Genomic DNA, 12,751 nt, shown 5'->3' on the forward strand with positions numbered 1-12,751 from the left:
TGTTACTCTTTGCGCCTATGGAGAGGAGAACCTTATGAACAAAGCTGGCAGCCGTGAAGTGGTGGTAGTCACCGGGGCCTCGGCGGGACTTGGGCGCGCGATCGCCCACGCCTTCGCACGCGAGGGTGCGCGGGTGGGGCTGATCGCCCGCGACCTGGAGAGGCTGGAGGCGGTCAAGCGCGAGGTCGAGGAGCTTGGCGGCGAGGCCCTGCCGCTGGTGGCGGATGTCGCCGCCCCGGAGCAGGTCGAGCACGCCGCCTCCCAGGTGGAAGACCAGTTCGGTCCCATCGACATCTGGGTCAACAACGCCATGACCACCGTCTTTGCCAACTTCCGCGACATCAGGGCGGAGGAGTTCAAGCGGGTCACCGAGGTGACCTACCTCGGCACCGTGTACGGCACCTCGGCGGCCTTGAGCCGGATGATCCCCCGCGACCGCGGCGTGGTGGTGCAGGTCGGCTCCGCCCTTTCCGAACGCAGCATCCCCCTCCAGTCGGCGTACTGCGGCGCCAAGCACGGTATCCGCGGCTTCACCGACTCCATCCGCTGCGAGCTTCGCCATGACCGGAGCAGGGTCCACATCACGATGGTCCAGATGCCGGCTCTCAACACCCCGCAGTTCAGCTGGGTCATGTCGCGCCTGCCGAAGAAGGCCCAGCCGGTCCCCCCCATCTTCCAACCCGAAGTCGCGGCCCAAGCGGTAGTCTGGGCGGCCCATCACCGGCGGCGCGAGCTTTTCGTCGGGATGTCGACCGTGAAGGCGATGTTCGGGAACCGGGTGATACCCGGCCTGCTCGACCGCTTCCTGGCGGGGAAGGGGTACGACGCGCAGCAGACGGAGGAGCCGGAAGATCCAAACCGGCCGAATAACCTCTGGCATACGGTCCCCGGCTCATTCGGAGCCCACGGCAGTTTCGATGACAAGGCCCATAGCCGAAGCCCGGAGCTCTGGATGGCGGAACGGAAATGGTGGGGAATGGGGCTCGCGGCGGCGGGGGTAGCGACGGCCGCTGCCCTGATGCTCAGGAAGAACGGCCGGATGGCCGGCCGCGCACGAACCTCGGAAAGGGGGGGCAGCCATGGGAGCGATGGTGATTGGTAAACGGCACTGGGCGATCGCGGAAGGTTACATCCCGAGCTGGAGCCATGGACCGGAACCGGAGATGACCAGCCATGAGACCGCCTGCTTCTTGAATGCGAACCACGTCGAGGCGAAGGTGGAGATCACCATCTTCTTCAGCGATCGGGACCCGGTCGGCCCGTATCGCGTGACGGTCCCGGCGCGGCGGACCCTCCACCTTCGTTTCAACAACCTGGTGGATCCCGAGCGGATCCCGAAGGGTGTCGATTACGCGTGCACCATCGATTCCGACGTCCCCATCGTCGTGCAGCACACCCGATTGGACTCCCGGGAAGCGGAGTCCACCATCATGACAACCATTGCGTATGCCGAAGACTGACCCTCGTCCTCACCCTGTCCCTCCCCTTGAAGGGGTGGGAACCTATGCCACGCCCGCGTTTCCTCCTCCCCATCAGCCAGGCTGCCGAAGGCACTTCTTAAATATACCCTCGCCCCTTTACCTTTAGGGTGGCCGAAGGCACTTCTAGATATACCCTCGCCCCTTTAGGGGAGAGGGTGGCCGCAGGCCGGGTGAGGGAAGATTCTAGCCCCCCCTCCCTCCCCCTAACCCTAACCCCGCTTTTTCGTTGATCCTGCCCGAGTAATCGGATACATTCCCGCCATCGCCTGGAAAGGAGAAGACATGGACGTCATCCTCAACGACATCGAGGTGCGGGTGCTTGGTTCCCTCATCGAGAAGGAGCTCACCACCCCGGAGTACTATCCCCTTTCTCTCAACGCGCTGGTCAACGCCTGCAACCAGAAATCCAACCGCGATCCGGTGATGAACCTGGACGAAAGCGAGGTCAGCAAGGCGCTCGATTCCCTGAGGTTCAAGCAGTTCGCGTTGATCTCCGGGGCAGGGGGACGGGTCGCCAAGTTCCGCCACGCGCTGGTCGAGAAGTTCCGCTTCTCTCCGGCCGAGCTGGCCATCATCTGCGAGCTCCTGATCAGGGGGGCCCAGACGGTCGGCGAGCTGCGGACCAGGTGCGAACGGATGCACGCCTTTGCCGACCTCTCCGACGTCGAGGCGGTGCTGAACGACCTGATGGAGAGCACACCCCCGCGGGTGATGAAGCTCCCGCGCCAGCCGGGGCGCAAGGAATCCCGTTACTGCCACCTCTTCTCCGGCGAGCCCGACCTGGCCGCCCTGGAGAGCGCCGCGGCGCGGGAGACCGGCGGCGGTCGCGGTGGCGCGGACGAGGAGCGGGTGGCCCGGCTGGAAGGGGAGGTCGCCGAACTCCGTCAGGAGATCTCCGCCCTTCGCCAGCTGTTGGAGGATTTCAGGAAAACTTTCGAGTAAAATCCCGGACCGCCAGGTCCGCCTTTTTGGAGAACGCTTGCCAATGACGGTTACCAAAGAAGAAATGGCCACCAAGATCGACATCACCGACTGGTTTTCCCTCCGCGCTCACCTCGAAAGGGGAGGGGTCATCCTGGTCGACCCGATGCTCGATCTCGCCGAGGTCGGCGTCAGGATGGCCGAAGACGACGTGAAGACGCTGGAGCGCTGGGTTTCCAGCGGCATGGTAGGGAAGCCTTCGGCGGAGCAGATCGGGCGCTGGGATGCGGAAAAGAAGAAGGGCTTCCGCTGCGTGATCGTTTCGCCCTTCGTGTTGGTGCAGGAAGAGTCACCCGAGAAAGGGTAAAGGAGGGGGTATGGAAAACGAAAACGTCGGCGCGGTCTCCTGCTCGCGCTGCAGTGCGGTCTGGCAGAAGAGCGGCACCACCAACTGCTGGAGTGGCGACCCCGAAACCGCCCCTCCCCGTCCCGGTAACTGCCCGGCCGGCACCTGTCCGGAGCTCATCCAGGATGCCGCCGAAATGATGAAGGGGGAAGCCGAGGATGCCAAGCTCGCCTACGTGGCCGCCCGCGTGGAAGGGCTCTGCTACCAGCCCACCCCCGGCTCGGACGCCATCGTCGCCCGCTGGACCCGGGTCGAGGACACCATCGCCCTCGCCAAGCTGATGGGGTACCAGAAGATCGGCATTGCCACCTGCATCGGGATGCTCGACGAGTGCGAGCGGTTGGTCTCCATCCTCAAGGCACAGGACCTCACCCCCTTCAGCGTCTGCTGCAAGGCGGGAAGTCTCGACAAGAAGGAGTTCGGCCTCAAGGAGGAGGACAAGGTCCGCCCCGGCACCTTCGAGCCGGCCTGCAACCCGATCGCCCAGGCCGAGATCTGCAACTCCATCGGGACCGACATGAACATCATCCTCGGCCTCTGCGTCGGCCACGACATGCTCTTCAACAAGTACTCCAAGGCCCCGGTCACCACCCTGGTCGTCAAGGACCGGGTGACCGGCCACAACCCCATCGCCGTCCTCTACGGCCAGAACTTCTACTACAAGAGGCTCCAGAAACAGAAGATGAAGGTGGAGTGAACCTAACACCGGATCTCGGGAACAGGGGGGACTGGCAATGATGCCGGCCCCCCTTTTTATTTGGCAACGCTCCAGGTGCTGCCCGTGACGATATTTTGACTCTTAGGCGGGAGGTATCCTAACCCACTTTTTTGACAGGCAGTTCTCGGCCGGGTGGCAGCGGGCCCGGCGGTCGACAAATGGGTGGGTGGGAGAGGGGTGAGGGGCGATTTTTCCCGGCGGCGAACAATTTTTTTTACGAATCCCGAAGGCGATCATTCATTGAATAAAGACGGTTGGTTACCTAATGAAACGGGGGGCGATCGGAAAACAGATGAGGGAGATGGAAGGTCTAAACCGGCGGGCGGCGCACGGGGATTGGCACGCATGCTGAATGGAGGGGTGCCTATCGGCCGCAGAAGGCACACCGGCTAGAATCGCCGGAACCCAAAATCCAAGGAAGGAGTAAGCAACATGACCGTTAGCGACATCTCTCTCACCGCAGGCATGAGGACCAACCTCATGAACCTCCAGAACACGAGCCAGCTTCTGAACAGAACGCAGCAGAGGCTCTCGTCAGGCAAGGCAGTCAATAGCGCGCTCGACAACCCGACCAACTACTTCGCTGCGCAGAATGCCAACCAACGGGCCAGCGACCTCTCCGACCGCAAGGACGGACTGGGTCAGGCGGTCCAAACCGTTAATGCCGCCAACGCCGGCATTACCGCCATCACCGGTCTCATCAGTGCAGCAAAAGGTATTGCGCAGTCCGCCCTTTCCACCAGCGACACCAACGTCCAGTCCAAGCTGGCAGGGCAGTACGACACCATCCGCAGCCAGATCGACAACCTTTCCTCCGACTCCGGCTACAGCGGCCTCAACCTGTTGAGCTCGGTCAACACCCTGACCGTCAACTTCAACGAGAACGGCACCTCCGCGCTCAACGTGGTCGGCTTCCTGGCCAACGCCACCGGGCTCAGCCTCACCGGTGCCAGCAACAACTGGCAGACCACCTCGGACATCACTTCCGATACGGCGAAGATGGACAGCGCGGTCACCACGCTGCGCACCAACACCCAGACTCTGGCGGCCAACCTGAACATCATCACCACCCGCCAGAGCTTCACTGACTCCATGATCAACACCCTTCAGACCGGTGCGGACAACCTGACCCTGGCCGACATGAACCAGGAAGGTGCCAACATGCTCATGCTGCAGACTCGCCAGAGCCTCGGTACCACCTCCCTCTCCATGTCCTCTCAGGCCGCCCAGGCCGTCCTCAAGCTGTTCTAAGACCCGCAGTCGATCCGGAGGGGCATACCCTCCGGATCGATTACTTTTGAAGCACCCCTCCTCACCCTTTCTCCTTAATTTCCCAGCCCAAGACATATTTTTGACTTCCCCAGTCGCCAAGCTCGCGGTTGCCGACGAGCCGAGTCAATATTATGGCGCCGCCCCCACCCCCTCCCCCGGAAGGAGGGGCGAGGGGGTGGGGGATGCCTCTCGGCGGCTCTTCTCGAAGGTGTTCCGGCATCTTCCTGGCGGGGCCCGGGATCACGAGCCTCGTTGCTGATCGCTGGCGGTATAAACGGCTTCCTGCGTATGGAGGGCGCCGTTTCGGGAGAGGGTGCTCGAGTAGAGGACGAAGCGGTCGACCTGGAAGGTGGGGCAGACGAGCTCGAGATGCTCCTTCTCAAAGCGCTCGACCGCGTTGGGGGGAGCGTCCTTGAGCCGGGCCAGGGTGATGTGCGGGGAGAAGGGGCGGTCCTCCGGCGGGATGCCGGTTCCGATCAGCACCGCCTCGATGAACCGTTGAAGGGAAAGTAGCGGCTCGCACCGCGCCATTCCGACCCAGACCACGCGCGGGTGGCGCCCGGGAGGGAAGTGCCCGATGCTGCGAAGGGTCAGGGGGAATGCCGAGAAAGTTACCTGCTTGAGGGCGAGGGCGATGGCCGCGAAGGTATCGTCGTCCACCTCCCCGATGAAGCGCAGGGTCAGGTGGAGCTGGTCCGAGCTCACCCACCTGGCCATCGGGAGCCCGGCCGGCAGGGGGGCGAGGAGTTCTTTTACCTGGTCGGGGAGGTCGAGGGCGATGAAGAGCCTGGTCATGTTGTCCGATCCTCTCACCACCGGCCCGGCAAGTCATAATGGATGGGATAAAAGTATCAGTACGGGAGGTTGTTGGCAAAAAAGCCCTTGACGAACCCCGGTCCGGATGCTAGACAGTATAGCTTTGGTAATCGCGAAGTAAAGGTGACCTGGATGCTCGACGTCAAATACATACGCGAAAATCTGGAAACTGTCGAAGCCCGTCTCAAGACCCGCGGCGAAGGGGTGAGCCTCGCTCCTTTCCGTGAGCTCGACGATCGTCGCCGCGAACTGCTCCAGCAGAGCGAAAGCCTCAAGGCCATGCGCAACAAGGCCAGCGAGGAGATCGCCCGCCTGAAGGACAAGTCCCAGGCCGAAGAGCTGAAGACCAAGATGCGGGAGGTCTCCCAGCAGATCAAGGGGATCGACGAGGAGCTGAAGGTCGTCGAAGAGGAGCTCCAGAGCTTCCTCCTCACCGTGCCCAACACCCCGAACCCGACCACCCCGGTAGGCAAGTCCGAGGCGGACAATCCGGTGGTGAGGACCTGGGGCGAGCGCGGCAACTTCTCGTTCCAGCCGAAACCGCACTGGGAGATCGGCGAAGAGCTCGGCATCCTCGACTTCGAGCGGGGCGCCAAGCTGACCGGCGCGCGCTTCACCCTCTACCGCGGCCTCGGCGCCCGCCTGGAAAGGGCTCTCATTAACTTCATGCTCGACCTCCACACCGGCGAGCACAATTATATTGAAATGCTCCCGCCCTTTATGGTAAATAGGGAGTCCATGACCGGTACGGGTCAGTTGCCGAAGTTTGAGGAAGATCTCTTCCACCTGGAAGGGGTCGATTTTTTTCTCATCCCTACCGCAGAAGTCCCCGTAACGAACATCCATCGCGGTGAAATCCTGAAGGGATCGGACCTCCCGATCAACTACGTCGCCTACACCCCCTGCTTCCGCAAGGAAGCCGGTTCCTACGGCAAGGATACGCGCGGGCTCATCAGGCAGCACCAGTTCAACAAGGTTGAGCTGGTCAAGTTTGCCGACCCGGCGACCTCCTACGACGAGCTCGAGAAACTGCTCGCCAACGCCGAAGAGGTGCTGAAAAGGCTCGGGATTCCCTACCGCGTGGTCGAGCTCTGCACCGGCGACATCGGCTTCTCGGCCGCCAAGACCTACGACATCGAGGTCTGGCTCCCCGGCCAGGATTGTTACCGTGAGATCTCGTCCTGCAGCTGTTTCGAGGATTTCCAGGCCCGCCGGGCCGGGATCCGGTTCAGGCCGGAAGAAAAGGCGAAGCCGGAATTCGTCCACACCCTTAACGGGTCAGGACTCGCAGTCGGAAGAACCGTGGTGGCGGTGCTGGAGAACTACCAGCAAGCCGACGGTTCGGTGCTGATCCCCGAAGCGCTCAGGCCCTACATGGGCGGGGTGGAACGGATCGGCTAGGACTTTGGAGGAATGGCCGAGTGGTTGAAGGCGGCGGTCTTGAAAACCGTTGAACGAAAGTTCCGTGGGTTCGAATCCTACTTCCTCCGCCAATAATGGTTCACAGGCAACAAGCGGTAGCGGTTGATACGGAGAGATGGCCGAGTAGGTCGAAGGCGCTCGCCTGCTAAGCGAGTATACTGGGTAAACCGGTATCAAGGGTTCGAATCCCTTTCTCTCCGCCACTTATCGCTGAAGGCCCATAGCAGTAGCGGAGGTGTGAGTGACGCGATTGATGAAACTGCTGGTTTTGTCACTGCTCGCTCTGGCTGTAGCAGGTTGCAACGAAAAGGAAAGTAAGCCGCCGCAAGTATCGCACCCGCAGCCGGTTAAAACCGCCTCAGTAGTTGTAGTACCCGACAGCGTCAAGGGAAAGTGGAAGGCGGTCAAGATCCAGGTCGCCGACAAGTTCGCCAAAAGGCAGCACGTCTACACGCTTCCCATCGGATCCGAGTTCAAGCTTCCCGGTTCCGACCTGACGCTCCTGGTGGCCAATTTCCTCCCCCACTTCGTCATGGAGGGGACCACCCTGACCTCGCAGTCGAACGAGCCGAAGAACCCGGCCGCTCAGCTGGTGATCAAGGAGAACGGGAAGGAAATCTTCCGGGGATGGCTCTTCAGCCTGTACCCGACCACCCACGCGTTTCAGCATCCGCAGTACGGTTTCACCCTGGTCGACTTCATACCGGCCAGTTGATAAAAGTTGCGCCCGTAGCTCAGCTGGATAGAGCACCAGACTACGAATCTGGGGGTCAGGAGTTCGAATCTCTTCGGGCGCGCCATACAGAAGGAAAAGGGTTACGAGATCACTCGTGACCCTTTTCCTTTTTCGGCCTGGCCGACCTCCTCTCCTTCTCTCCAACCCGCCATTTGTTCCCGAGCCTCCCCTTTCTAATAATTCGAACGTTCGAAGAAATCTTGTAACACCTTAGTATTGTTAATAAAAATGGAATTTTTTTTGGAGGGCTGATTCGGTTGACAAGGGGCCGCGGCGAGATACAGTTTACTGGTTTTGTGGTTAATGAAGTTTAATTTACATCCCGCGACAGGGTCCCGGCGTACGGGACGGGGAGGTGGCCATGGTGCAAGGAGTAAAGAAATATCAGAAGGGAAAGCTCTACCAGGTAAGCCCCGCAGAGCTGAGTCCCGACCCGGACCAGCCGCGCAAGTACTTCGACCCCACGGCGCTCGAGGAGTTGACGGAGTCGCTCCTGAAGCAGGGAGTGCTGCAGCCGATCCTGGCCCGCAAGGTGCCGCCGGAGGGGAAACTGGTCGTCGTTTCGGGGGAGCGGCGCTACCAGGCGGCGGTGAAGGGGGGGCTATCGACGGTCCCGGTCATCGTGACGGACGGGGAGCCGCTGGAGGTTTCCATCGTGGAGAACCTGCTGCGGGAAAATCTGACCGCCATCGAGGAGGCCGAGGCAATCGAGCGCCTGAAGAGCCGCAACGACTACCAAATCACCGATCTCGCCGCCATGCTCGGCAAGTCCCAGGCCAGCCTCTGTGAAATCCTCTCCCTCACGAAGCTTCCCGCCAGCGTGAAGGAAGATTGCCGCAACGAGCCCAAGACCCCACGGTACGTCCTCGTTCAGATCGCCAAGCAGCCGAGCAGCAAGAAGATGGAAAAACTCTACCAGAAATACAAGGAGAGCGGGCTGACGGTAGGGGCGCTCCGTTCGAGCGAGCGGGGGAAACTCGCCCCGGGCGCGGCCGCCGTGGACATCGCCTTCATCGCGGCCTTCCTGAAGAAGCTCGACGGCCTCGACGTGGCAAGGCTGGACCCGCAGCAGGTCGCCCAGTTGACCGAGCATCTCGGCAAGCTGCAGTCCGCGGCGCTGGCCAAGCTGGGAGCGGTCAGCTCACTTCCCGCAGGGGGGACGATCCCTTCTTAGTGTTTTCAAATAGTTGCCGTGGCGCCGCCCTTGCCTTCCGAGGCCGGGGCGGTGTACCATGGATTCATGAGAGCCGAAGAGATCCATGCACGTCTTCACAATTACAGCAGGGCCGAGGAACTGGCCAACTGCTTTACCCACGGACTCGGGGTGCTGCTGAGCATCTTCGGAGGGGTGGCGCTCATTGGCCTGGCCGCCGGGCAAAACGACCAGAACCGCTTCTTTGCCGCCTGCGTCTACGGCATCGCGGTGGTCGTTTTCTACTCCCTTTCCACCGCCTACCACAGTGTCAGGAAACCCTACGCCCGCTATATATTCCGCATCCTCGACCACATCGCCATCTACATCATGATTGCCGGGAGCTATACCCCCTTTGCCCTCGTAACTCTGCGGGGACTGGTGGGAAAGGTGCTTTTCGGCACGGTCTGGGGGCTCGGCGCGGTGGGAGCGATCCTGAAGATCTTCACCGTACACCGGATGCGGGTGGCCGGGCCGATCATCTACCTCGGCATGGGATGGCTCGCGCTGGTGGTTCTCAAGCCGCTGATGGCGGCCATGCCGGCCACCGCGCTCCTATTCTTCTTTCTGGGAGGAGCGGCCTACACCATCGGGGTGATCTTTTACCTCTGGGACCGCCTTCCCTTCAATCACGCCATCTGGCACCTCTTCGTCCTGACCGGCAGTGCCTGCCATTTCTGGGCGATCTTCCACTACGTGACCCCCCTGCACCTGTAGGGTCGCCACCCCCGTGCCCACGCGGTACCAGGTCCCATCCTCACTCCGCCCAGAGGGAGTGCCGGCTGAGTCCGGGGAAGAGGTGAAGGAAGCGGTTGGGCCTTGGCCAAGGACAAAAAAAGGGCGAAGGCCAATCAGGCCCTCGCCCCGCGGGGTCGCTTACGCGGCGATGCCTACTTCTTGTGGCAACCGCTGCAGCCGGTGGGGCCTTTACCCTTTTCCTGGTGGCACCCTTTGCAGGTCTTGTGGGCCCAATCCTTGCCGAGGGCCGCGATTTTCCCGCCTTTCTCGGTCTCGTGGCAGGCGGTGCAGGCCATCATTTCCTGATGCTTCTTGTGCGGGAAGGTGACGTCCCCTTTAGAGGCATGGAGGATTACCGTGGCCTCGCCCGCTGCCAGGGCGGTACCGGCGCAGAAAATGGAAAGGGCAACGGCGGCGATGATTTTCTTCATTTGAGATCTCCTTTACACTGCTGATTGATAAAGTAAGTGACAAGAGAATACCCGCTCTTGCCAATTTTGCAAATCCTAACAGGCACTTTGTGCCTTGACAACCGCGGCCTGACAGTAAAAAGTACCCTTTCAGCCAATGACGATGCGGTGACCGCATGCACCGCGCAGGAAAACGACCGCTCCTTTGATCCGTTACGGTTCCTGCTCCCCGGTACTCCCGTGAAGAACAAGACAGAGCACGCCATCATACTTTCCCTGGGGGACTTCGCCCTCCCCGTGCCGCGCACCGGCAACCTTGAGGCCCCCTCCGGCTACGGGCGCTCGACCGCGCAGGGGCAGGAGATCCACCAGCGGGTCCAGCGGAAACGGGCCAAGACGGATCCCCTGTACCAGGCGGAGGTCGCGGTCACCCGTACCCTCACGGCCGGTGGTTTCTCCTTCCGGATCAACGGGAGGATGGACGGCATCTTCCGCCACGACACCCCGCTCATCGAGGAGATCAAGAGCACCTTCAACCTCGGTGAGCTCAAGCGCCGGCTGGCCGGGGACCCGCTGGAGCATCCCTACTCCCTGCAGCTATTGACCTACGGCTACTTCCACTGGCTCGAGCACGGCATCGTTCCCGCCCTCTCCTTCCACCTGGTTTCCTCCCGTACCGGCCACAGCGCGGAACTCTCGCTCGAGCTCGACCTCGAGCGCTACCAGCAGTGGCTCGACCTCCGCCTCGACGAGCTGGTGATCGAGGCGGAAAAGGGGCGCAAGCAGGCAATCCGCAGGCGCAAGCTGGCGGCCGACTTCGCCTTTCCCTTCTCCGCACCCCGCCCCGGCCAGATTGGCCTCATCGAGGAGATCGAAGCGGGGATGCAGGAGGGGAGGCCGATGCTGATCCAGGCGCCGACCGGACTGGGGAAGACGGTCGGGGTGCTCCATCCGGTTCTCAAGGAGGCGCTCTCCCGGGGACAGCAGGTCATCTACCTGACCCCGAAGAACAGCCAGCACGCCGTCGCCGAGGATGCCGCCGAGCGCTTTCGCGAGGGAGGCTCGGCCGTCCGCTCCACCACCCTCACCGCCAAGGCCAAGATCTGCCTGAAGGAGGAGCCGCTCTGCACCCCCGAGTACTGCGAGTATGCCCGTGACTACTACGGGAAGCTCGGCCGTGAAGGGGTCATCGATATTCTGGCCAAGAAGAGAAAGCTCAAGGCCAAGACCTTCCGGGAGGTGGGGGAGCGCTACGAGGTCTGCCCCTTCGAGCTGCAGATCGACTCGGCCAAGCTCTCCGACCTGGTGATCTGCGATTACAACTACGTCTTCGCCCCCCGCTCGGCGCTTGGCCGCGCGCCGGGACTCGCGGTGGACCAGGCGGGAAAGCCCAACCTGGTGATCGACGAGGCCCACAACCTTCCCGCCCGCGCCATGGAGTATTACTCGCCCCAGCTTTCGAGCCAGGTGCTGGAGGGATTCCGCGAGCCGCTCAGCTCACTGCCGGAGCGTTTCGCCCGGGAGGGGGTGGAACTCCTCGACGGCTGCCTGGCCACCCTCTCCTCCTGCCGCAAGGGGGGACAACCGACCCGGATCGATCCCCCCTTGGCCCCCTTTCTGGAGCGCGATGCCGCCCTCAGGACCTTTCTCGCCCGCTACCTGGAGGCGGACCACGAGCTCAAGGGGGAAGATCCGGTTCTGCGGCTGGCCGGCTACTGGGGGGAGTTCGCCCAGATGCTGGAGCTCGCCGTGCGTTCCGAGCGCCAGGAATTCTTCGCCACCTTCCATCCCCACGGCGGCGGGGGGAGCCTCCGGGTCACCTGCTGCGACGCCTCGGCGATGCTTTCCGACTGCTACGGCAACTACCAGCAGATAGTCGGCTTCTCCGCGACCCTCAAGCCCTTTTCCTACTACGCCACCCTCTCCGGCCTCGATCCCGCCAAGGTCCGCACCGCCGAGTTCGCATCGCCCTTCTCGCGAGAGAAGCGAAAGCTCCTGGTCATCCCCCAGGTCTCCACCCGCTACTCCCGGCGCGAGCAGAACTACGGCAAGGTGGCCGAGGTCCTTCAGCGGGTGGTCTCGCTGCACCCCGGGAACTACCTCGCCTTCTTCCCGAGCTTCGATTTCCTGGAGCGGGTGGCCGCGCTCTTCCGTCCCCCGGAAGGGTTTGCCCTGTTCAAGCAGGAGAGGAACATGAGGCAGGCCCGGGTGGACGAGATCCTCGACCATCTCAGGGAAGGCTCCTCCCCCACCGTGCTTCTGGCCGTGCAGGGGGGATCGTTCGCGGAGGGGATCGACTACCCCGGCGAGATGGTGATCGGCGTCTTCGTGGTGGGACCGCCGCTTCCCACCTTCGACCTCGAGCGGGAGGAAATGCGCGGCTACTACCAGCGTCACTACGGGGCGGGCTTCGACTACGCCTATGCCATCCCCGCCATGGCCAAGGCGGTACAGGCTGCCGGCCGGGTGATCCGCTCCGAGCACGACCGTGGCATCGTCGTGCTGATGGACGACCGCTTCCTGGACACGGAGTACCGCTGTTCCATGCCCTCCGACTGGTTCGACTCCCACCCCTCCGAGCTCGTCTCCACCTCCATCCTCAGCGACCTCGCCGCCTTCTGGAGCGAGGAATAAAAAAG

13 protein-coding genes and 3 tRNA genes are annotated in these 12,751 nt (G+C 62.4%); 14 read left to right on the forward strand and 2 right to left on the reverse strand.

The genetic code is table 11. The annotated features are described in order from the left end of the window. The first annotated feature begins 34 nt into the window (after window positions 1-34). The 6 genes from ACYVL5_RS05305 (at window position 35) to ACYVL5_RS05330 (ending at window position 4,777) form a co-directional block, all read left to right on the forward strand. The gene (locus ACYVL5_RS05305; protein WP_460594515.1) at window positions 35-1,102 is read left to right on the forward strand and encodes an SDR family oxidoreductase; all 1,068 of its coding nucleotides are present in this window, start codon (window positions 35-37) and stop codon (window positions 1,100-1,102) included. Continuing rightward, complete coding sequence (locus tag ACYVL5_RS05310) at window positions 1,080-1,460, forward strand: sensory rhodopsin transducer (RefSeq protein WP_460594516.1); 381 nt, start codon at window positions 1,080-1,082, stop codon at window positions 1,458-1,460. Before ACYVL5_RS05305 ends, ACYVL5_RS05310 begins: the two co-directional genes overlap by 23 nt. A gap of 303 nt (window positions 1,461-1,763) precedes the next feature. Beyond that, on the forward strand, window positions 1,764-2,423 hold the full coding sequence (locus ACYVL5_RS05315) for a YceH family protein (protein WP_460594517.1): 660 nt from the start codon (window positions 1,764-1,766) through the stop codon (window positions 2,421-2,423). 43 nt (window positions 2,424-2,466) lie between these two features. Next, the gene (locus ACYVL5_RS05320; RefSeq protein ID WP_460594518.1) at window positions 2,467-2,769 is read left to right on the forward strand and encodes a DUF2288 domain-containing protein; all 303 of its coding nucleotides are present in this window, start codon (window positions 2,467-2,469) and stop codon (window positions 2,767-2,769) included. Between the two features lie 10 nt (window positions 2,770-2,779). Further along, complete coding sequence (locus ACYVL5_RS05325; protein WP_460594519.1) at window positions 2,780-3,505, forward strand: DUF1847 domain-containing protein; 726 nt, start codon at window positions 2,780-2,782, stop codon at window positions 3,503-3,505. 453 nt (window positions 3,506-3,958) lie between these two features. Continuing rightward, window positions 3,959-4,777, forward strand: coding sequence for a flagellin N-terminal helical domain-containing protein (locus ACYVL5_RS05330; RefSeq protein ID WP_460594520.1), 819 nt, complete (start codon window positions 3,959-3,961; stop codon window positions 4,775-4,777). A 261-nt stretch (window positions 4,778-5,038) separates the two neighbouring features. On the opposite strand, the gene thpR is transcribed toward ACYVL5_RS05330, so the two are convergent. Further along, on the reverse strand, window positions 5,039-5,593 hold the full coding sequence (gene thpR, locus ACYVL5_RS05335; RefSeq protein ID WP_460594521.1) for a 2'-5' RNA ligase family protein: 555 nt from the start codon (window positions 5,591-5,593) through the stop codon (window positions 5,039-5,041). A 153-nt stretch (window positions 5,594-5,746) separates the two neighbouring features. On the opposite strand from thpR, the gene serS reads away from it, so the two are divergent. The 7 genes from serS to trhA all read left to right on the forward strand — a co-directional run bounded on the left by serS (window position 5,747) and on the right by trhA (window position 9,681). Beyond that, the gene (gene serS, locus ACYVL5_RS05340; protein ID WP_460594522.1) at window positions 5,747-7,015 is read left to right on the forward strand and encodes a serine--tRNA ligase; all 1,269 of its coding nucleotides are present in this window, start codon (window positions 5,747-5,749) and stop codon (window positions 7,013-7,015) included. Window positions 7,016-7,021: 6 nt separating this feature from the next. After that, window positions 7,022-7,107, forward strand: a tRNA-Ser gene (locus ACYVL5_RS05345). Window positions 7,108-7,145: 38 nt separating this feature from the next. Continuing rightward, a tRNA-Ser gene (locus tag ACYVL5_RS05350) sits at window positions 7,146-7,239 on the forward strand. 38 nt (window positions 7,240-7,277) lie between these two features. Then, window positions 7,278-7,751: a DUF2155 domain-containing protein gene (locus tag ACYVL5_RS05355; protein WP_460594523.1), complete on the forward strand. Its 474-nt coding sequence runs from the start codon at window positions 7,278-7,280 to the stop codon at window positions 7,749-7,751. Window positions 7,752-7,759: 8 nt separating this feature from the next. Then, window positions 7,760-7,836, forward strand: a tRNA-Arg gene (locus ACYVL5_RS05360). A gap of 297 nt (window positions 7,837-8,133) precedes the next feature. Then, a complete protein-coding gene (locus tag ACYVL5_RS05365; protein ID WP_460594524.1) occupies window positions 8,134-8,946 on the forward strand; it encodes a ParB/RepB/Spo0J family partition protein in 813 nt (270 codons plus the stop codon). A gap of 66 nt (window positions 8,947-9,012) precedes the next feature. Next, window positions 9,013-9,681, forward strand: coding sequence for a PAQR family membrane homeostasis protein TrhA (gene trhA / locus ACYVL5_RS05370; RefSeq protein WP_460594525.1), 669 nt, complete (start codon window positions 9,013-9,015; stop codon window positions 9,679-9,681). A 173-nt stretch (window positions 9,682-9,854) separates the two neighbouring features. On the opposite strand, the gene ACYVL5_RS05375 is transcribed toward trhA, so the two are convergent. After that, complete coding sequence (locus tag ACYVL5_RS05375) at window positions 9,855-10,133, reverse strand: cytochrome c3 family protein (RefSeq protein WP_460594526.1); 279 nt, start codon at window positions 10,131-10,133, stop codon at window positions 9,855-9,857. Between the two features lie 219 nt (window positions 10,134-10,352). Here ACYVL5_RS05375 and ACYVL5_RS05380 point away from each other — a divergent pair, with 219 nt between their 5' ends. Beyond that, window positions 10,353-12,746, forward strand: coding sequence for an ATP-dependent DNA helicase (locus tag ACYVL5_RS05380; RefSeq protein ID WP_460594527.1), 2,394 nt, complete (start codon window positions 10,353-10,355; stop codon window positions 12,744-12,746). Window positions 12,747-12,751 lie beyond the last annotated feature (5 nt).

The organism is Geomonas sp. Red276 (assembly GCF_054784495.1).

What these genes read in the sequence shown, in the direction of transcription:
- ACYVL5_RS05305 (WP_460594515.1), top strand. Translation starts at nt 35, where the DNA reads ATGAACAAAGCTGGCAGCCGTGAAGTGGTGGTAGTCACCGGGGCCTCG.
- ACYVL5_RS05310 (WP_460594516.1), top strand. Translation starts at nt 1,080, where the DNA reads ATGGGAGCGATGGTGATTGGTAAACGGCACTGGGCGATCGCGGAAGGT.
- ACYVL5_RS05315 (WP_460594517.1), top strand. Translation starts at nt 1,764, where the DNA reads ATGGACGTCATCCTCAACGACATCGAGGTGCGGGTGCTTGGTTCCCTC.
- ACYVL5_RS05320 (WP_460594518.1), top strand. Translation starts at nt 2,467, where the DNA reads ATGACGGTTACCAAAGAAGAAATGGCCACCAAGATCGACATCACCGAC.
- ACYVL5_RS05325 (WP_460594519.1), top strand. Translation starts at nt 2,780, where the DNA reads ATGGAAAACGAAAACGTCGGCGCGGTCTCCTGCTCGCGCTGCAGTGCG.
- ACYVL5_RS05330 (WP_460594520.1), top strand. Translation starts at nt 3,959, where the DNA reads ATGACCGTTAGCGACATCTCTCTCACCGCAGGCATGAGGACCAACCTC.
- thpR (WP_460594521.1), bottom strand. Translation starts at nt 5,593, where the DNA reads ATGACCAGGCTCTTCATCGCCCTCGACCTCCCCGACCAGGTAAAAGAA.
- serS (WP_460594522.1), top strand. Translation starts at nt 5,747, where the DNA reads ATGCTCGACGTCAAATACATACGCGAAAATCTGGAAACTGTCGAAGCC.
- ACYVL5_RS05365 (WP_460594524.1), top strand. Translation starts at nt 8,134, where the DNA reads ATGGTGCAAGGAGTAAAGAAATATCAGAAGGGAAAGCTCTACCAGGTA.
- trhA (WP_460594525.1), top strand. Translation starts at nt 9,013, where the DNA reads ATGAGAGCCGAAGAGATCCATGCACGTCTTCACAATTACAGCAGGGCC.
- ACYVL5_RS05375 (WP_460594526.1), bottom strand. Translation starts at nt 10,133, where the DNA reads ATGAAGAAAATCATCGCCGCCGTTGCCCTTTCCATTTTCTGCGCCGGT.